Source organism: Nonomuraea sp. NPDC001699, from assembly GCF_053596455.1.
On sequence record NZ_JBSFGF010000089.1, the window covers coordinates 1 to 1,254 of the forward strand.

The window sequence follows — 1,254 nt, forward strand, 5'->3', positions numbered from 1 at the left end:
GGCACTGATCACCGGCGCGTTAGGCGCCCTCGGCCTGATCACCGCACTGGCGACGGCGATCCCGGCCGACGCCGCCGAGAGCACCCTCGGCGCGGCCGCCGCGCAGAGCGGACGCTACTTCGGCACCGCCATAGCCTCGGGCAAACTCGGCGACCCCGCCTACACCACGATCGCCGGCCGCGAATTCACCATGGTCACGGCCGAGAACGAGATGAAGATCGACGCCACCGAACCGAACCGGGGACAGTTCACCTTCACCCAGGGCGACCGCGTCTACAACTGGGCCGTCCAGAACGGCAAACGGGTCCGCGGCCACACCCTGGCCTGGCACTCCCAGCAACCCGGCTGGATGCAGAACCTGTCCGGCGGCACCCTGCGCCAGGCGATGATCGACCACATCAACGGCGTCATGGCCCACTACAAAGGCAAGATCTACGCCTGGGACGTGGTCAACGAAGCCTACGCCGACAGCGGCGGCGGCCGCCGCGACTCCAACCTCCAGCGCACCGGCAACGACTGGATCGAAGTCGCCTTCCGCACCGCCCGCGCCGCCGACCCCGCCGCCAAACTCTGCTACAACGACTACAACATCGACAACTGGACCTGGGCCAAGACCCAAGGCGTCTACACCATGGTCAAGGACTTCAAAGCACGCGGCGTGCCCATCGACTGCGTCGGCCTGCAGTCCCACTTCAACGGCAACAGCCCCTACAACAGCAACTACCGCACCACCATCCAGAGCTTCGCCGCACTCGGCGTCGACGTCCAGATCACCGAACTGGACATCCAGGGCGGCTCGGCCACCACCTACGCCAACGTGGTCAACGACTGCCTGGCGGTACCACGTTGCGCCGGCATCACCACCTGGGGCGTCCGCGACAGCGACTCCTGGCTCGGTGCCAACGCCACCCCCCTGCTCTTCGACGGCAACGGCAACAAGAAAGCCGCCTACACCGCCGTACTCAACGCCCTCAACGGCGGCACCACCACCACACCACCGCCCGGCGGAGGCGCCGGCCAGATCAAGGGCGCGGCCTCCGGCCGCTGCGTGGACGTACCCAACGCCGCCACCACCGACGGCACCGCCGTGCAACTGTGGGACTGCAACGGCCGCACCAACCAGCAATGGACCCAGACCTCCGCCGGAGAACTGAAGGTCTACGGCAACAAATGCCTGGACGCCGGCGGCACCGGCAACGGCGCCAGAATCCAGATCTACTCCTGCTGGGGCGGCGACAACCAGAAATGGCGCCT

At 67.3% G+C, this 1,254-nt stretch carries 1 protein-coding gene; it reads left to right on the plus strand.

All coding sequences use genetic code 11. The annotated features are described in order from the left end of the window. Nucleotides 1-1,254 (plus strand): endo-1,4-beta-xylanase (locus ACWCSU_RS52830; RefSeq protein WP_449945271.1); only part of this gene is annotated, 1,254 nt, incomplete at both ends.